The 18,657-nt window shown below is 67.0% G+C and carries 15 protein-coding genes; 7 read left to right on the forward strand and 8 right to left on the reverse strand.

Translation table 11 applies throughout. The annotated features are described in order from the left end of the window. Nucleotides 1-8: 8 nt before the first annotated feature. Nucleotides 9-974, reverse strand: coding sequence for a LysR substrate-binding domain-containing protein (locus LX81_RS13680; RefSeq protein ID WP_111537886.1), 966 nt, complete (start codon nt 972-974; stop codon nt 9-11). Nucleotides 975-1,095: 121 nt separating this feature from the next. Here LX81_RS13680 and LX81_RS13685 point away from each other — a divergent pair, with 121 nt between their 5' ends. From LX81_RS13685 to LX81_RS13715, 7 genes are all read left to right on the forward strand, one after another. Next, nucleotides 1,096-2,706: an ABC transporter substrate-binding protein gene (locus tag LX81_RS13685; RefSeq protein ID WP_111537887.1), complete on the forward strand. Its 1,611-nt coding sequence runs from the start codon at nt 1,096-1,098 to the stop codon at nt 2,704-2,706. Nucleotides 2,707-2,778: 72 nt separating this feature from the next. Further along, nucleotides 2,779-3,756, forward strand: a complete 978-nt coding sequence (locus LX81_RS13690) for an ABC transporter permease (protein ID WP_111537888.1) — start codon at nt 2,779-2,781, stop codon at nt 3,754-3,756. After that, nucleotides 3,753-4,685, forward strand: coding sequence for an ABC transporter permease (locus LX81_RS13695; RefSeq protein WP_111537889.1), 933 nt, complete (start codon nt 3,753-3,755; stop codon nt 4,683-4,685). Before LX81_RS13690 ends, LX81_RS13695 begins: the two co-directional genes overlap by 4 nt. Beyond that, nucleotides 4,682-5,674 carry an ABC transporter ATP-binding protein gene (locus LX81_RS13700; RefSeq protein WP_111537890.1) on the forward strand — a complete coding sequence of 331 codons (993 nt, stop codon included), beginning with the start codon at nt 4,682-4,684 and terminating at the stop codon, nt 5,672-5,674. Before LX81_RS13695 ends, LX81_RS13700 begins: the two co-directional genes overlap by 4 nt. Beyond that, nucleotides 5,671-6,672: an ABC transporter ATP-binding protein gene (locus tag LX81_RS13705; protein WP_111537891.1), complete on the forward strand. Its 1,002-nt coding sequence runs from the start codon at nt 5,671-5,673 to the stop codon at nt 6,670-6,672. Before LX81_RS13700 ends, LX81_RS13705 begins: the two co-directional genes overlap by 4 nt. 52 nt (nt 6,673-6,724) lie before the next feature. After that, complete coding sequence (locus LX81_RS13710) at nt 6,725-8,140, forward strand: M20 family metallopeptidase (protein WP_111537892.1); 1,416 nt, start codon at nt 6,725-6,727, stop codon at nt 8,138-8,140. Between the two features lie 8 nt (nt 8,141-8,148). Continuing rightward, a complete protein-coding gene (locus LX81_RS13715) occupies nt 8,149-9,549 on the forward strand; it encodes a M20 family metallopeptidase (RefSeq protein WP_111537893.1) in 1,401 nt (466 codons plus the stop codon). Here the strand turns inward: LX81_RS13715 and LX81_RS13720 are convergent. From LX81_RS13720 to LX81_RS13750, 7 genes are all read right to left on the reverse strand, one after another. Further along, a complete protein-coding gene (locus tag LX81_RS13720; RefSeq protein ID WP_111537894.1) occupies nt 9,546-10,550 on the reverse strand; it encodes an oligopeptide/dipeptide ABC transporter ATP-binding protein in 1,005 nt (334 codons plus the stop codon). The two genes, LX81_RS13715 and LX81_RS13720, sit on opposite strands and share 4 nt — an antisense overlap. After that, complete coding sequence (locus tag LX81_RS13725; RefSeq protein WP_111537895.1) at nt 10,547-11,503, reverse strand: ABC transporter ATP-binding protein; 957 nt, start codon at nt 11,501-11,503, stop codon at nt 10,547-10,549. Before LX81_RS13725 ends, LX81_RS13720 begins: the two co-directional genes overlap by 4 nt. After that, complete coding sequence (locus tag LX81_RS13730) at nt 11,500-12,393, reverse strand: ABC transporter permease (protein WP_234822613.1); 894 nt, start codon at nt 12,391-12,393, stop codon at nt 11,500-11,502. The genes LX81_RS13725 and LX81_RS13730 overlap by 4 nt, the downstream gene beginning before the upstream one ends. Then, nucleotides 12,393-13,340 carry an ABC transporter permease gene (locus tag LX81_RS13735; RefSeq protein ID WP_111537896.1) on the reverse strand — a complete coding sequence of 316 codons (948 nt, stop codon included), beginning with the start codon at nt 13,338-13,340 and terminating at the stop codon, nt 12,393-12,395. Before LX81_RS13735 ends, LX81_RS13730 begins: the two co-directional genes overlap by 1 nt. Then, nucleotides 13,337-14,947, reverse strand: coding sequence for an ABC transporter substrate-binding protein (locus LX81_RS13740; RefSeq protein WP_111537897.1), 1,611 nt, complete (start codon nt 14,945-14,947; stop codon nt 13,337-13,339). Before LX81_RS13740 ends, LX81_RS13735 begins: the two co-directional genes overlap by 4 nt. A 248-nt stretch (nt 14,948-15,195) precedes the next feature. Next, nucleotides 15,196-16,479, reverse strand: a complete 1,284-nt coding sequence (locus LX81_RS13745) for an NAD(P)/FAD-dependent oxidoreductase (protein ID WP_170133942.1) — start codon at nt 16,477-16,479, stop codon at nt 15,196-15,198. Between the two features lie 657 nt (nt 16,480-17,136). After that, on the reverse strand, nt 17,137-18,657 hold a 1,521-nt coding region (locus tag LX81_RS13750), incomplete at its 5' end, for a solute:sodium symporter family transporter (RefSeq protein ID WP_111537899.1).

Genomic DNA, 18,657 nt, shown 5'->3' on the forward strand with positions numbered 1-18,657 from the left:
CCCCGCCGTCAATCGCCCTCGGAATAGCGCGACGTATCGAGACCTGCGCGCAGTTCGGCAACGAAGGCCAGCGCCGCGGAGGACGGCGCGTGGCTCGACGGCAGGAGCGCGTTCGCGGTGTAGCGGATCACGGGCCGGAACGGTCGAACGATGACGCCGCTGCCGATCTCGTCGGCGATCGGGAACGGATTGACGAGCGCCACGCCCAGTCCCGCGCGGACGAAATCCGCGGTCGCAACGTTGGTCGACGCTTCGATGAGGATCCGCCGCGAGACGCCCGCACGCTCGAAGAGGCGATCGATGGCCGTGCGTCCGGAATGTCGGCGCGAGAGGGTGATGAAGGGTTCGCCTTCGAGATCCCCGGGCTCGATCACCTCCCGCCGCGCGAGCGGGTGGCCTTCGGGCAGCAGGCAAACCGACACCGACGAGATCAGTGGCTCGGCCCGGATTCCGTCATGCGCCAGCTGGGTGTCGGTCAGGCCGACATCGTAGCGGCATTCCGCGATCCCCGTGATGAGGGCATCGCTCGCGAGCACGTCGAACACCACCTGTAGATCGGGGTTGCGCCGGCAGAAGGCGGCCACGAAAGGCGGGAGGAACCGATGTGCGATCGTCGGCGGCGCGGCGATGGAGAGGGTGCCCGAATGCGACCGGTCATCCTCTTCCGACTGGTTGACGATCCGCTCGAGCGTGTCGAAGACCGGGCGAAGCTGCTCGTTGATCGACAGCGCCTCCACGGTGGCGACGAGCCGTCCGCCGGACCTCTCGAACAGGCGAAGGCCCAATCGTTCCTCGAGCTGCGCGAGCCGCCGGCTGACCGCGGATTGCGAGATCCCCAGGTCGCGGGCCGCGTTCATCGCCGTGCCGGACTGGATGAGACGCTGCAAAACTTCCAGTTCGCGCAGGGTGATGCCCGATCGGCGGTCGCGGGCGAGGGAGCGGGGATCGTCCATGAACTCGAGTATGCATTTCATGCATGTAAATTTTGCGTTGACATTTGGTTAATGCATAATAGCGTGTCCGACAAGCCGGATCGCGGCCTGCCCCTCGGACGGGCCGCGGATCGAAGACGGCGCATTCCACAGGAAGGACACCATGATGAGAGCATCCGCGATCCCCATTCTCGCCGGTCTGGCCGCTGCAACCGTTCCGCCCGTCGCCGCACAGGACCTGTCGGTCGGACTGAAGTCGGAAGCGACCTCCATCGACCCGCAATACCATTCGCTCAGCACCAACAACCAAGTCCTGCAAACCATCTTCGAGCCGCTGACGTCGCAGAACGCGGTGCAGGAACTCGAACCGCTGCTCGCGACGTCGTGGGAAGCGACGGACGACACGACCTGGCGGTTCGAGCTGCGCGATGACGTGACCTTCCACGACGGCACGCCCTTCACCGCGAACGACGTGATCTACACCTTCTGCCGCGTGCCGATGGTGCAGAATTCGCCGTCCTCCTTCACGCTCTACATGAGCAGCATCACGTCGATGACGGCCGAGGACGACCATACGCTGATCATGGAGACGGCGGAGCCGAACCCGCTCCTGCCCACCGACATCGTGGTCCTGCCGATCCTGTCGGCCAAGGCGCTCGGCGGAGGGGACGACATCACCTTCGCGCCGAACGGCGAATGCGAGGGGATGGGCGACGTGCCGCAATCCCCGGCCTTCAACGATCCGGAGATCGCCGTGGGCACCGGCCCCTACACGTTCGAGAGCTGGAACCGCGGCAATTCGCTGACGCTCGCGCGATACGACGATTACTGGGACGGCACGCCCGATTGGGAGACCGTGACCCTGCGCCCGATCACGAGCGACGGTCCGCGCGTCGCGTCGCTGCTCGCAGGCGACGTCGACATGATCGAGAACCCGCCGATCCAGGACGTGCCCCGGATCGAAGGCGAGGGCTTCAAGGTCGTGAGCTCGCTGTCGAACCGCATCATCTACCTCCACATGTTCCAGGATCCGGAAGCCGAGGCTCCCGGCATCTCGAGCCCGAACGGCGAGAACCCCCTCCTCGATCCGCGCGTGCGGGAAGCGATCTCCCTCTCGATCAATCGCGAGGCGATCGCGGAGCGGATCATGGGCGGCTACGCCGAACCCGCGGGTGAACTCCTGCCGCCGCCGATGTTCGGCACCTCCGGGCGGGACGTCGATCCCTACGATCCCGAACGGGCGAAGGAGCTTCTGGCGGAGGCCGGCTACGAGGACGGGTTCACCGTCACGCTCGGCGCGCCCAACGACCGCTACATCAACGACGAGCAGATCGCGCAGGCCATCGCGCAGATGCTGGCGCAGATCGGCGTGACGGTGAATGTCGACGCGATGACTGCGAGCCAGTTCTTCTCCCGCCGCAACAACCAGGACTTTCCGCTGTGGCTTGCGGGCTGGGGTGCCGCGTCGGGCGAGATGTCGTCGCCGTTGCGCTCGCTCGTCGCGAGCTGGAACCCGGAAGCGGGGCTCGGCACGACCAATCCGGGCCGCTACAGCAATTCGGAGGTCGACGGGCTGATCGTGGAAGCGATGGCGACCCTCGACGACGCCGAACGCGAGAGCCTGCTGCAGGAGGCGGAAACGATCGCGCTCGACGAATACGGGATCATTCCGCTGCATTACGAGGTGACGGTCTGGGCGATGGCGCCCGAGCTCTCCTACGAGCCGCGCCGCGACCAGTACACGCTCGTCTCCGAGATCAAACCGGCCGAGTGATCTCGAGCCCGGCGGCCGCGACGCGGTCCCGCCGGGCGTCCTTCCCCCCGCCCGACGCCTTAGGAGAGCGGCATGATCGTCTATCTCATTCGCCGCTTCGGCCAGAGCGTGCTATCCATCGCCGCGATGGCCGTGCTGGTCTTTCTCGGCGTCTACGCGATCGGCAATCCGATCGACGTGCTGATCAACCCGGAAGCCACGCAGGCCGAGATCGCCGCCACGACGGCGCGGCTGGGCCTCGATCGGCCGCTCTACGAGCAATTCGGCATCTTCGTCTGGAACGCTCTGCACGGCGATCTCGGGAATTCCTTCGTCTATGGTCGTCCGGCGGTCGACATCATCCTCGACCGGCTACCCGCGACGATGGAACTGGCCTTCGTGGCACTGATCCTGTCGGTGGGCCTTGGCGTGCCGCTCGGCGTCTGGGCGGGGCTGCGTCCCGACAGCATCGCGGGGCGCACGATCATGGGCGGCTCCATCCTCGGCTTCTCGCTGCCGAACTTCTGGCAGGGGATGCTGCTGATCCTCATCTTCGCCGTGCTGCTGGGCTGGTTGCCCGCGGGCGGGCGCGGGGAGACGACGGAATTCCTCGGGATGCGCGTGAGCTTCCTCACGCTCGACGGGCTGTCACACCTGATCCTTCCGGCGATCAACCTCGCGCTCTTCAAGATGTCGCTGATCATCCGCCTTGCGCGTGCCAACACGCGGGAGGTCTGCCTGCAGGATTACGTCAAGTTCGCGCGGGCCAAGGGCCTTTCGGGCCGTCGCGTCGTCCTCGTGCACATCCTCAAGAACATCATGATTCCGGTCGTGACGATCATCGGGCTCGAACTCGGCTCCATGGTTGCCTTCGCCATCGTGACGGAGACGGTCTTCGCCTGGCCCGGCATGGGCAAGCTGCTGATCGACTCGATCAACCTTCTCGATCGCCCGGTGATCGTGGCCTACCTCATGCTCACCGTCCTCATCATCGTCACGATCAACTTCGTCGTCGACGTGATCTATTCCCTGCTCGATCCACGGATCGGCCTGTCGGAGATGAAGGGATGACAGACGCCGCGACCGACGACATACCGGCCCCCGACGGCCCGGTGGCCGTCAAGATCGACAGCCCCGCCAAGCGCTTCGCCCGCGAATTCGCCTCCGATCCGATCGCGGTGGTCGGGCTGATCCTCTTCGTGCTGATCGCGCTCATCGCCATTTTCGCGCCTCTGATCGCGCCGCAGGACCCGTATGACCTCGCGCAGCTCAGCATCATGGATGGCGGCCTGCAGCCCGGTGAGTCGAGTTTCGGGACGGGGATGACCTTCTGGCTCGGCACCGACACACAGGGCCGCGACATGGTCTCCGCGATCATGTACGGGCTCCGTATCAGCCTCTTCGTCGCCGCCGTCTCGCTCGGCCTCGCGATCACGATCGGCACGGTGATTGGGGTGACGGCCGCCTATTTCGGTGGAAAGATAGACAGCTTTATCATGCGGATCGTCGATCTGCAGCTGTCCTTCCCAGCGATCCTCATCGCGCTCATTTTGCTGGCTTTGCTCGGGCGCGGGGTGGACAAGGTGATCCTCGCCCTCGTCATCGTGCAATGGGCCTATTACGCGCGGACCGTGCGCAGCTCCGCCATCGTCGAGCGGCGCAAGGATTACATCGACGCGGCACGCAGCCTCGCGCTGTCGGACCGGCGGATCATGTTCCGCCACCTGCTGCCGAATTGCGTCCCGCCCCTCATCGTCGTCGCGACCGTCCAGATCGCGCAGGCCATCGCGTTGGAGGCGACGCTGTCGTTCCTGGGCGTGGGCGTGCCGATCACCGAGCCGTCGCTCGGGCTGCTGATCGCCAACGGCTACGACTATCTCCTGTCGGGGCGCTACTGGATCAGCATCTTTCCCGGCATCGCGCTGGTGCTCACGATCATCGCCATCAACCTCGTCGGCGACCGCGTGCGCGACGTCCTGAACCCGCGGCTCGACACATGACGAAGCTTCTCGAAATCCACGACCTGCAGACGCAGTTCCACACGCGCGACGGAATCGCCAAGGCGGTCGACGGGCTGAGCCTGTCGCTCGACCGTGGCGAGATCCTGGGCCTCGTGGGCGAGTCGGGTTCCGGCAAGTCGGTCACCGGCTTCTCGATCCTCGGCCTCGTCGATCCGCCGGGCCGCGTCGCGGGAGGCCGTATCCTGTTCGACGGCGAGGATCTCGTCGCGGGGGGCGAGAAGGCGATGAAGAAGCTCCGCGGCAAGCGCATCGCGATGATCTTCCAGGATCCGATGATGACGCTCAATCCGGTGCTCCGGATCGACACGCAGATGGTGGAGACCGTCCAGGCCCATGCCGATGTCTCCCGCAAGGCGGCGCTCGCCCGTGCGCGCGACGCGCTCGTCCGCGTCGGTATCTCGTCGCCCGACGAGCGGCTGCAGGCCTACCCGCACCAGTTCTCGGGCGGCATGCGCCAGCGCGTGGCGATCGCGATCGCGCTCCTACACGAGCCCGACCTCATCATTGCCGACGAGCCCACGACCGCGCTCGACGTGACGATCCAAGCTCAGATCCTGTCGGAGATGCAGGCGCTCTGTGCGCAATCGGGCACGGCGCTCATCTGGATCACCCACGACCTCGCCGTGGTCTCCGGCCTCGCTGACCGGCTGGCGGTCATGTATGCGGGCCGGATCATCGAGGAAGGAACGACCGCGGGCATCATCTCGAAGCCCATGCATCCCTATACGAAGGGCCTCATCGAGAGCGTGCCGCAGGGCAAGGAACACGGCACGCTCCTGCGACAGATCAAGGGCATGACGCCCTCGCTCCTCAAACTGCCGGAGGGCTGCAAGTTCGCGCCCCGCTGCCCCCGCGCGGACGCGGCGTGCAAGCCGGAACCGCCACTCGAGGAGCGGGAGACGGGCCGCCGCGTGCGTTGCGTCCATCCCCATACCGAACCCCTTGCCGAGGAGGCCGCCCCGACGTGACCGACACCCCCGTCATCGAGATCGACGACGTCTCCAAACGCTTCACGCGGCACCTCGACATCGCGGAGCGGACCGCCAACAGGCTCGGCGCCGGGATCAAGGAGCAGACCGTCCACGCGGTGGACGGCGTGCGGCTCAACATCCGCGGCGGCGAGGTGATGGGGCTCGTCGGCGAGTCGGGCTGCGGCAAGTCCACGCTCGGGCGCATGGTCGCCGGGCTCTCCGAGCCGAGCGATGGCCGCATCCTCTACCGCGGCCAGGACCGGAGCGCGATGAGCCGGGCGGAGGCCCGCAACGCCGCGCTGAAGGTCCAGATGGTGTTCCAGGATCCGATGTCCTCTCTCAATCCGCGCCTTCGCGTGCGCGACATCGTGGGGGAGGCGCCGCAGGTCCACGGCATCGTCGGCCGCCGGGAGGTCGCCGCCTACGTGGAGGACATCCTTGAGCAGGTCGGTCTCGATCCCTCCACCGCCAAGCGCTATCCCCACCAGTTCTCCGGCGGACAGCGTGCCCGGGTAGGCATCGCGCGGGCGCTGGCCGTCAAGCCGGACTTCATCGTCTGCGACGAATCCGTGGCCGCGCTCGACGTCTCGATCCAGGCGCAGGTCCTCAATCTCTTCGTACGACTGCGCGAGGAATTCGAGCTCACCTACCTCTTCATCAGCCACGATCTGGGCGTGGTCGAGCATATCTCCGACCGGATCGCGGTCATGTATCTCGGCCGGCTCGTGGAACTCGGCGCGGCCGAGGATCTGCTCAAGCAGCCGAACCACCCCTATACCGAGGCGCTCGTTGCGGAGATCCCGACCTTCGAGACGGAAAAGCGCATCTATTCCGCGATCAAGGGCGAGATCCCCTCGCCGCTCAATCCGCCTTCGGGCTGTCACTTCCATCCGCGCTGTCCACACGCGCACGAGCGCTGCCGCAAGGAGGTACCGGTCCTGAAGGAAGTCGCCCCGGGGCGGCTCTCGGCGTGCCATCTGAACGACGAGGCCTGACGTCGCGAAAGGCCCCCGTCCGGCCACGGGCGGAATCGATAAGGAGAACCCAATGCAAAACGAAAACCCGATCTGGTCGCATGTCGACGCCCGCGCCGAAGCCTTCACCGGCCTCGCTGACCGCGTCTTCGACACGCCGGAGATCGCCTATACCGAGAAACGCTCCTGTGCGGAGCATACCGCGATGCTGCGCGAGCAGGGCTTCCGCGTGACCGAGAACCTCGCCGGCATCCCGACCGCGGTGATGGGCGAGGCGGGCGAGGGCGGCCCGGTAATCGCGATCCTCGGTGAATACGACGCGCTGCCGGGCCTGAGCCAGGCGCCGGGTCTCGCCGAGCCGAAGCCGATTTCCGAGACGGGCATGGGGCATGGCTGTGGTCACAACCTCCTCGGATCCGCCGCGATGTCGGCCGCCACGGCGGTCAAGGACTGGCTCGAGGCCGAGGGGATCGCGGGCCGCGTCCGGTATTACGGTTGCCCGGCGGAGGAGGGCGGTGCGGCCAAGACCTACATGGTCCGCGACGGCCTCTTCGACGACGTGGACATCGCCATCACCTGGCATCCCGGAAGCTACAGCGCCGTCGACGACATGCGCTCGCTGGCCAACACGCGGATTGACTTCACCTTCACCGGTCGCGCCGCCCACGCCGCGGGCGCGCCGGAGCTCGGCCGGTCGGCGCTCGACTCCGTCGAGCTTATGAATATCGGCGTGAACTACATGCGCGAGCACATGCCGGACGCCGCGCGGGTGCATTACGCCTATCTCGACGCGGGCGGGATCGCGCCAAACGTCGTGCAATCGACCGCGACAGTGCGACAGCTCATCCGCAGCCCCGACCTCGCCGGCCTCGCGGACCTCGTCACGCGGGTGCGCGCCATCGCCGACGGCGCCGCGATGATGGCGGGCACGCAGGTCTCCTCCCGCGTCTTTTCCGCCGTCTCCAACCTCGTGGAGAACCGCCCGCTCTCCGAAGCGATGCAGCGGGAATTCGACGCGCTCGGGCCCGTACCCTTCGACGCCGAGGACAGGAAGTTCGCCGAGGAGATCCGCCAGACCTTCACGCGCGCCGACATCGCCGACACGTTCCGGCAGGTGGGCGCGAAGCCCGATTACGACCTGCCGCTCTTCGATTTCGTGGCGCCGCTCGATCGGCCGATGACAGGCGGGATGGGGTCGACCGATGTGGGCGACGTGAGCTGGGCCGTGCCGACCGTGCAGGCACGCGTGGCGACGTGCGCCGTGGGTACCGCGCTCCATTCCTGGCAACAGACCGCGCAGGGCCGCAACCCCGCCGCGCACAAGGGTATGCTGCATGCGGCCAAGCTCATGGCGGCGACGGCCCGGCGCGCGATGACGGACGAGCACCTGCGGGCCTCTGCCAGAAAGGCGCACGAGGAGTATCTGGCCGAACAGCCCTACGCCAACCCGATCCCGGCGGAGACGATGCCGCCCATCGCGGCGGAATAGGTCCGGCCATGAACAAGGACGACAGGTCGTCAGCGATCGCGGCGGCGCAGGATTATTTCGACGCGGGCACGTTCCGCGCCGATCTCGCGGCGCTCGTCGCCATCGGCAGCGAGAGCCAGAACCCAGATGCGCGCGACGAATGCCGCCGCTACCTCGCCGAGGGGATGCGACCGCGACTGTCGGCTCTCGGCTTCAACTGCGAGAGCTTCGAGAACACGGATCCGCGCGGCGGGCCGATCCTCCTCGCGACGCTGATCGAGGATCCGGCGCGCCCTACGGTGCTGATCTACGGGCATGGCGACGTCATCCGCGCGCAGGCCGATGCCTGGCGCGAGGGGCTGCATCCGTTCGACCTGAAGGAGGAGGGCGATCGGCTCTACGGGCGCGGGACGGCCGACAACAAAGGCCAGCACCTCGTCAACATCGCTGCGCTCGAAGCGCTGATGAAAACGCGCGGTGCGCTCGGCTTCAATGTCAAGATCGTCATCGAGACCTCGGAGGAGACGGGATCGGTCGGCCTGCCCGAGTTCTTCGAGGCGGAGAAGGAGCGGCTCGCTGCGGACGTCCTGATCGCGTCGGACGGCCCGCGTCTTCAGCCAGAAACGCCCACGATCTTCATGGGCTCGCGCGGGGGGACGAGCTTCGATCTCGTCCTAGAGCTGCGTGAAGGAGCGCATCATTCGGGCAATTGGGGCGGGCTCCTCTCCGATCCGGCCACGATCCTGGCCCATGCGCTCGCCTCGATCGTCGACCGGAGGGGACAAATCCTGGTCCCCGAATGGCGCCCGACGAGCCTGACGGACGACATCCGCGCGGCGCTTCGCGATCTGCCTCTCGAGGGCGAGGCGGGACCCGCCATCGACCCCGATTGGGGCGAGGCCGATCTCACCCCCGCCGAGCGGGTCTTCGGCTGGAACAGCTTCGCCGTCCTCGCCATGACGAGCGGCGTGCCGGAGGCGCCGGTGAACGCCATCTCCGCCTCCGCCCGCGCGACCTGCCAGTTGCGTTACGTCGTGGGTACCGATCCCGACGACATCCTGCCCGCGCTGCGCCGTCATCTCGACCGGGAGGGGTTCGGGGACGTGGAGGTCAGGGCGCATGACCGCGGCTTCTTCGCCGCGACGCGGCTGTCTCCCGACCATCCCTGGGCGCGCTTCGTCGCGGCGTCGATCGAGGAGACGTCGGGCCGCGCGCCGCATGTCCTACCGAACCTCGCGGGATCGCTGCCCAACGACAGTTTCGTCGACATCCTCGGGTTGCCCACGATCTGGGTGCCCCATTCCTACCGCGGCTGCTCGCAGCATGCGCCCGACGAGCACCTGCTGAAATCAGTGAGCCGCGACGCGCTCGGGCTGATGGCGGGTCTCTTCTGGGATATCGGCGAGACCGGAGGGCCCGAACGCGGCTAGGGCGCGTCGAGGGGATGGAGGCAGGCGACCATCCGCCCCGCCCCGTGCGATCTAAGTTCCGGATCGACGTCCCGGCAATCGGCGGCGGCCCGCGGGCAGCGCCCGGCGAACCGGCACCCTTTCGGCAGGTTCAGCGGGCTCGGGATCTCGCCGGGCAGGGGCTCCGTGATCGGCGCGGAGAATTCCGGCGCGGCCTTGCGCAGGGCCGCGGAATAGGGATGCGCCGGCGCGGCGAGGACCGCATCGGTCGGCCCAGTCTCCACGATTCGGCCGAGATACATGATCGCGATCTCCTCGCAGAGATAGCTCGCCACGCCCAGATCGTGGGTGATGAAGAGGAGCGTCAGCCCCATCTCCCGTTGAAGTCGCCGCAGCAGGTTCAAAAGCTGAGCCTGCGTCGAGACGTCGAGGCCCGAGACGGCTTCGTCGGCGACGAGGACCGACGGCTCGGAAGCGAGCGCGCGGGCGATGGCCACGCGGCGGACCTGCCCTCCTGAAAGCCCGGAGACATAGCGCAGCGCGGTGTCGGGCGAGAGGCCGACGCGATCCAGCAATTCTGCGATGCGGCCGGGGATCTCGCCCGGCGGGACGATCCCGAAATGGCGCAGAGGCTCGGCGATGGCGGCGCCCACGTTCATGCGCGGGTCGATGGAGCCGCGGGCATCCTGGTAGACCATCGCCACGTCGCGGGCGAAGGCGGGCCCGGCGCGGCGCATCTCCCCGATGGGTCGGGCGTTGTAGAGTGCGCGCCCGTTCGTGGGCTCGTCGAGCCCGAGAAGCACGCGCAGGAGCGTGGATTTGCCCGAACCGCTTTCCCCGACAAGCGCGACGCTCGCGCCGCGGCGAACCTTGAGCCGCACCCCGTCGAGCGCGGGCAGGCCGACCGTACGGCGCGAGAAGATGCTGCCCGGCGGGCGGACCTGGAACACCTTCTCGACGTCGAGAAGCTCGAAGACCGGTTGCTCGGGCCGTGCGGCGGTTCCTGGGGCCATGTCCGTCATAGCGGATTCCAGCAGGCGAGCGCCCGGTCGCCGTCGGGCGCGGGGACGAGCGGCGGGCGTTCCTCCGCGCAACGGGGCAGGGCGCGCGGACAGCGCCGGGCGAAGCGGCAACCCTTCGGCATCGCGGCGTAGGATCCGACGCTGCCCTCCGGCGGATCGAGGTCGCGCGTGCCGATCTCGAGCACGCAGGATTTGAGCTGGGCCGTGTAGGGATGGCGCGGGGCCTCGAGGATCTCGGCGGTCACGCCCGATTCCACCACTTGCCCGGCATAGAGCACGACGATCCGGTCGCAGGACTGGCTCGCGAGCGCGAGGTCGTGCAGCACGAAGATGCAGGACGCGCCGCGCGTGCGCGTCTCGTCGAGGATCAGGCGGATGATCTGGGCCTGGATCGTGACGTCGAGCGCGGAGGTGGGCTCGTCGGCGAAGAGGAGGTCGGGATTGCAGGCGAGCGCGATGGCGACCATGACCCGCTGCTGCATGCCCCCCGAGAGCTGGTGGGGATAGGCCGAGAGCCGCGCCTCCGCATCGTTGATACCCACCCTCTCGAAGAGCTCCAGCGCACGGGCGCGGGCAGCCGTGCGGCTCAATCCGAGGTTGCGGCGCAGCACGGTGACGAGCTGCCGACCCACGGTGAAGCATGGATTGAGCGCGGAGCCCGCATCCTGGAAGATCATCGACAGCCGCCGCCCGCGCAGCTTCGACCAGCGTCGCTCCGGCATGCCCAAGAGTTCGCCTTGCCCTTCGAGCCGCGCGTGCCCCTCGATCCTCGCGTCCTTCGGACCCAGAAGCCCCATGAGGGCGGTGGCGATGGTCGATTTGCCCGCGCCACTTTCGCCCACGAGGGCCAGCGTCTCTCCCGGCGCAAGGGAGAGCGTGACGTGATCGAGAATGCGGTTGCCGCCCCGATGAAGCGTCAGATCCTCGACTTCGAGAAGCGCGGCGGAGCTCATGACCCGCCCCGGAGTTTCGGGTCGTATTCCTCGCGGATGCCGTCGCCGAGGATCGAGAGCGCGATGAGGAGGAGCGCGAGGGCGAGGCCCGGCATGGCGGACATCCATGGCGCGAAGGCCACGAAGCCGCGCCCTTCGGCGATCATCAGCCCCCAATCGGGTGTGGGCGGTGTCACACCGATGCCGAGGAAGGACAGCGAGGAGGAGACGAGGATTGCCTCGGAAATGCGGATCGTCACCTGCACGGCGAGCGGGAAGACGACGTTCGGCAGGACGTGTCGCGCGATCACCTGCCAGCGCGGGATCGACATGAGCCGTGCCGCCTCGATATAGAGCTGTACGCGCACCTGCATGACGTCGGCGCGGACGGTCCGTGCGAAGGGCCCGATCATCGACAGGCCGACCGCGATCACGACCTTGTCCACGCCCTGGCCGAGAATGGCGATGAAGGCCACCGCCATGATCAGCGACGGAAGCGCGAGGATGGAATCGATGACCCGCATCAACGCCCATTCGACCCACCCTCCCGCGAGACCGGCGGCAAGCCCGATGACGAGACCGCCTGCCGCGCCGATCAGGACGGAGCAGAGGCCGATGACGAGCGCGTAGCGCGCGCCGTAGATGATCCGGCTTAGGATGTCTTGCCCGTAGCTGTCGGTGCCGAGCCAATGCGCGGGGCCGGGCGGCGCCATCATCGCGTCGATGCTCTGCTGCACGGGATCGTAGGGGGCGACCCACGGCGCGAAGACGGCCGCGCCGACATAGGCCAGCGTGGCGAGGAGGGCGATTGTGAAGAAGGGGCGCCGGAGGAAGAGGCTCGAGCGTCGTCCCGGCCCCGTGGCCGCGGCGGGTGCGGGCGTCGGGCTGTCCATGTCGGTGACGGCGGCCATCAGCGCGCCCTCAATCGCGGATCGAGGAACGGGTAGGACAGATCGACGAGTAGGTTGATCGTGATGAAGAGCGTGGCGGTCAGCATCACGCCGGCCTGCACGACGACATATTCGCGCGAAAGCACCGCATCGGTGATCATCTGCCCCAGGCCCGGCAGGGAGAACACCGTCTCCGTCAGGACTGTGCCCTGCAGGAGCGTGCCGAGTTGCAGACCGAGGATGGTGACGAGCGGCATGGCAATGTTGCGCACCCCGTGGACCCAGATCACCCGCCAGCGCGGCTCGCCCCGCGCGCGCGCGGCGGCGATGTAGGGCTGCTCCAGCACCTCGATGAGCGTGGCGCGCGTCAGCCGGGTGATCATCGCGATGAAGTAGGTCGAGAGCGTAAGAGCCGGCAGCACCATGTGGTAAAGCCCCGTGACCGGATCCTGCCAGGGCGAGACGTACCCCATCACGGGAAAGAGCCCGAGCTTCACCCCGAAAAGCCAGATCAGCAGGATGCCGAGGAGGAAGGACGGGAACGCCGTTCCGGTGAGCGCGAAAACGGCGGCGCCCGCGTCGAAGATGCTGTCCTTCTTCACCGCCGACAGGACACCGAGGGGCACGCCGATGAGGATCGCGAAGAACAACGACAGGGACGCGAGCGTCAGCGTGACCGGCAACGCTTCGAGCACGGCGAAGGTGAAGATGTCGGTTCGCGCGACATAGGACCTGCCCCAATCGCCGGTGGCGAAGTCGCGGGCCCAGGCGAGGTACTGCACGAGAAACGGCTGATCGAGGCCCATCTCCCGTTGCAGCGAACGATAGGCGGTCTCCGAATATTCCGCGCCGAGCGCCAGTTGGACCGGGTCGCCCGGCGCGAGTTTCAGCAGCCCGAACGTGGCGAAGGACACGATCAGCAGTACGACGAGCGTCTGGCCGATCCGGACGAGGCCGCGCAGGATCATCCGGTGAGACTGACCGAATGCAGGTTCACGAGATCTGCCGGGATATACTGGAATCCGTCCACTTTCGTGGAGAACACCTTGTAGATCGGCATATGCGCCATGATCGCGATCGGCGCCTCGTCCATCAGCAGATCCTCCGCGGCATAGTAGAGGCGCCGCCGCTCCTCGGTATCGAGCGTGACCTGGGCATCGGCGCAGTGCTGGTCGAAATCGGCGTTCTGCCAGCCGCAGTAATTCCAGGCGCCGTCGGAGCGGAATTCCGGATAGATCGCCTCGTCGGGGTCGAGATCGGCGACCCACTCGAAATCGTAGAGGTCGAAATCGCCCGCGTTGCGCCGCTGTACCCAGGTCGCGGGCTCGATCAGCTCGAGATTGGCCCGGATGCCGATCTGCGCCAGCATCGGCGCCACGGTCTGCGCCACACGGGTGCCCACGGGGCCGCGTTCTGCCATCATGTAGGTGGCCTGAACCTCGCCCTGATCGGCGGCCTGGGCGCGGAACTGCTTGGCCTTCTCGAGGTCGAACCACTGGCCCCGGCCAGAGGTCGCGATGTCGGGGTCGTAGAACTTCGTCATCGGCGGCGAGATCGGCGTATAGGCCTGGATCGCCCGGCCGAAATAGGATTGCGCGAGGATCGTCTCGCGGTCGAGCGCCCAAGCCACCGCGCGGCGCAGGTTGATGTCGTCGAAGGGCGCGCGCTGATTGTTCATGCCTAAGAAGGTGTAGTTACCCTCGATCTCGCCGTAGAGATTGGCGCCGGGAAAGGCCTCGATCTGGGGGACGAGCTGCATCGGGCAATCGGTCATGCCGTCGATCTGCCCCGAAATCATCGCCGCGACCGCGGTGGAGGCTTCGTTCATCAGGACGAAGGTCGCACGTTCGAGCTTCGGCAGGCCCGCCTCGAAGTAATCGGGATTGGCCTCGAGCTCGATCGCGTCGTTCTCCCGCCAGGAGACGAAGCGGAAGGGACCGGTGCCGACGGGGTTGCGGCCGTAATCCTGGCCGAACTTCTCGACGGCGGCCGGGCTCACGATCGTGCCGGCCCGCCCGGTGGAGCCGTTTAGGGCGACCGGCAGGAACGCGTTGGCCTGCGAGAAGTGCAGACGGACGGTCAGCGGATCGACGATCTCCACCTCCTCGAGCTGTTCGAGTTTCCAGGCATGGGGCGATTCCGGCTCTCCCTCCTTCACGCGCAGGAGCGAGAACTTCACGGCCTCCGCATCGCACGGAGTGCCGTCGTGGAATTTGACGTTCTCGCGAAGCTTAAAGAGGTGGGTCCGATCGTCCTCGAGCTCCCAGGTCTTGGCGAGGTCGGGTTCGAACCGCACCTCCTCGCCGTCATAGGTGATCTTCAGAAGCCCGTTATGGATGTTGTTGATGATCTGGATCGACGACAGGAAACCGGTGAAGTGCGGATCGAGCGTATCGATGACCTTGATCGACGCGATGCGGATATGTCCCGATTGCTGCGCCCGCGCGATGCCCGGAAAGACGCCGTTCCCTCCCGCCGCGATCAGTCCCGCCCCCATCCCCTTCAGGACGGCCCGGCGGCCCATCTTTGCGCTCATCCTCTCGAGGAATGCCTTCTTGAGTTCGGCCTTGTCCATTCGGAACATCTCCCGTTTTCGCGCACCCCGGCCGATAGTCTGCGGGGCGGGTCATGCGTTTCCCGGCAACGAGAAGAGGTTCGGTCGCACATTGGAATGGCTCGGGGGACCGTTTCAAAATCAGCGAGAGCAGATCGGATGCAGCTGCCTTCGAATTGTGCAAAGTGATGCAGGTTGCCGCTTCGGAGGAACTTCCACGAGCCTTCGGCTTCATCGGCGGAGGTCAATCCGACTGCACAGCCGCACCATCATGCCGCCTCGAAGCTGCGGAATCGGGCAAGTGCGAACGGGGTGGGATCGACGATTGGATGGCGGCCATCGACAAGATCGGCGGCGAGCCGCCCGACTCCGGGGCCGAGCCCGAAGCCGTGCCCGGACATGCCGGCCGCGATGAAGAACCCCGGATATCCGGGGATCTCGTCAATCATGGGGATCTCGTCGGGCGTCACGTCGATCATTCCGGCCCATCGCTCGGCCACGCCCACGCCCTGGAGGGCAGGGTAGAGATCGCGCGCCGTGGCGAGGACATCGTCGAGGAGACGGGTATCGGGCGCGGGGTCGAGCACGCGGTGGCGCTCGAAGGGCGTGACCTCGTCCTCCGACCAGCGGGCATGTCCGAGCGGCCCGAAGAACGAAGGACCGGCGCGGAGGGTCACGATCCGCCAGCGTTCCTTGAGAAGGGGCAGGTAGGCTCCGAAATGCCGGAACGCGGCCGGGATGAGGTCGAAACGCGCCGCGTTCGAGCGCGCGATCGTGTAGCCGCCATCCTTGCGCCGCCGGATCGAGGCACCGGCCGAGCCGATCGGGCCGTCCGCGATCATCGTCGCGGCCTCGGTGCGCAGGACCGAGGAGGTGATGGCGAGCTGGGGGATGTGGATGCCGAGATTTTCGAGAAACGTTCGGCACCAGGCGCCGCCGGCGAGTACCGCGGCCTCGCAGCCCGTGCGCCCCTGTTCCGTGATCACGGCGCTTATCCGTCCAGCGCGCGTCTCCACCCCGCGCACGGCACAGCCCTCGGCGATGGTGACACCATTGTCACGCGCGAGGCGCGCCATTGCGGGGATGGCGAGCCGTGGCTCCGCGCTCATGTCGGAGGGCATGTGGATCGCACCCGCGAAGCGTCGGTCGTCGCGGCCGATGACCGCGTCGGCCTCCGCCGGGCCCATCATCCGCGCGTCGAGCTGGAATTCCGATACGGCGTCGAGCCAGTCCTGCCGCGCGGCCATCTCAGCCTCGTCCTGCGCGAGATAGGTGATCCCGCGCGTGCCGAAGCCCACATCGGCATCGAGGCGCGGCGCGCGGTCCGACCAGATCCGCGTGCTCTCGATCATCAGCGGCATCTCCCGCGGATCCCGCGAGAGCTTGCGGATCCAGCCCCAGTTGCGGGAGGATTGCTCCCCACCGACGCGCCCCTTCTCGAAGAGCGCCACCGATCGGCCCCGCGCGGCGAGCTCGATTGCCGCGGAGATACCGGCGATGCCGCCGCCGATGATCGCGACGTCGACCTGTTCGGGCACGCGATGCTCGCTCATTCTCGTTTCCTTCCCGCACATGGATGTCGCTCGCGCCGTTTGTATAGGGGCCAGTCCGGTGTCTTCAATGGAACGATCATGCCAATGGCCGACACACCGTTGCCCGGACCGGCGTGAGGTGCGGAAAGGATTACGGGATTGCGAAGCGCTCTCGGGTCATGCGCGATCGACATGCGAATTACCCTACGGCGGAGGCTGAAAGGGGTTCTCGCTTCCCTGTCAGTTTCATGGGCAGGCCGGATACAGTCTTACTGGCATCGGCAGACCGGACGTCGAAGGCGATACCGTTCTGTTGTCCAGTCTCCTCATTCTCCGTCCGAGAACCGGGAGCGAGACCCATCCGATCCGGGAGCTCCTCGCCCTGCCAAGAGGCCCTTGCAGCAGGTGCAACTCGGCTCTTCCGAAGTGTCTGTTCCGAAGACGCGGTCCGAGTGGCATGTTCGCGCTAACGAAAATGCAAGCCTTTGGAGACAGACATGATCAGCTCGTTGAACCGCCGTATCGCCGCCTACTTCGCCGCTCTCGCCGGGGACCGTGCCGCGGGCGCGCCTCGCCTGGAGCAAAGCCTGAAGTCCCGGCGCTGAGCCCGGAACTCCCGCCGCCTCGCTGCGGCGGGTTCGGAGCGAGGGGCGGCCGTCGCCGCCCCCCTCGCGATCGTCACGTGAAGACGAAGTAGGTCGAGACGACGACCAGTACGATGGCCGCGCCCACGGGCTTGGCGAGCGACCACGGCGCCATGTCGACCGCGTGGCTGTCGCGGGCCACGAACGCCTCGGTCCGCGGGTACATCCTTCCGATCACCAGCATGATGATGACGTTCATCACGAAGAGCGTCGCCATGACGTGCAGGAAGTGCGGGTAGTTGTCGGCCCCTACGACCAGCGGCTTCAGGACGAACTGGCTGAGGATGTAGAGGCCGACGCCCAGGGCGAGGCCGATCTTGGCTGCGACGGGCGGCACGCGCCGGGTGAAGATGCCGACGAGGATGATCGTCAGGATCGGGATCGAATAGCAGCCGTTGACCTCCTGCAGGTAGCCGAAGAGGCCCTGCGGCGCGTTGGCGATGAAGGGGGCGATCGTCATCGACGCGACGGCGAGGAGCGCGCCGAACTTCTTGCCGGCCGAGACCGTCTGCCGGTCGGAGGCCTCGGGCTTGAAGTACTGGCGGTAGATGTCGACCCCGAAGAGCGTCACCGAGGAGTTCAGCGCCGAGTTGAACGACGACAGGATCGCCCCGAAGAGCACCGCCGCGAAGAAGCCCCGCAGCGGGAACGGCAGCACCTCGGTCACCAGCCGCGGATAGGCGCGGTCGGCCACGTCGAGATCGGAGAAGAGGTGGAACGCGATGATGCCCGGCAGCACGACGATGACGGGCCCGAAGATCTTCAGGACGCCCGCAAAGAGAAGCCCCTTCTGGCCCTCGGCGAGGTTCTTGGCGCCGAGCGCGCGCTGGATGATCGCCTGGTTGGTGCCCCAGTAGAACAGCTGCACCAGCATCATGCCGGTGAAGATGGTGGCGAAGGGGATCGAGGAGTCCTGTCCGCCGATCGCGTCGAACTTCTCCGGGTGCTCCACCCACAGGGTCGACAGGCCGTCCGCGAGGCTGCCGTTGCCGATCACCAGGAGGCCGAAGAACGGCACCATGAGCCCGCCGGCGAAGAGGCCCACCGCGTTGATCGTGTCCGACACCGCGACCGCCTTCAGCCCGCCGAAGATGGCGTAGATCGAGCCGATGATGCCGATCGCCCAGACCGTGATCCAGAGCGCCGCGGTGTCGCTCACCCCCAGGATCGAGGGCACGTCGAACATCGTCGAGAGCGCCAGCGCGCCCGAGTAGAGGACGATCGGCAGAAGCACCACGACGTAGCCCGACAGGAACAGCAGCGAGACCGCGGTCTTGGTCTGCGCGTCGTAGCGCTCCTCCAGGAAGCCCGGGATCGTCGAGATGCCCGATTTGAGGTAGCGCGGCAGCAACACCAGCGCGGTCACCACCATCGCGATCGCCGCGAGCGTCTCCCACGCCATCACGAGGATGCCCTCGGAATACGCCTGTCCCGTGAGGCCCACGATCTGTTCGGTCGAGAGGTTCGTGAGCAGCAGCGATCCCGCGATGACCGGCGCGGTCAGCGACCGACCCCCGAGGAAATAGCCGTCCGAATCCTCCTCGTCCGTCCCCCG

Source organism: Palleronia aestuarii (assembly GCF_003253995.1).
Taxonomy (GTDB): domain Bacteria; phylum Pseudomonadota; class Alphaproteobacteria; order Rhodobacterales; family Rhodobacteraceae; genus Palleronia; species Palleronia aestuarii.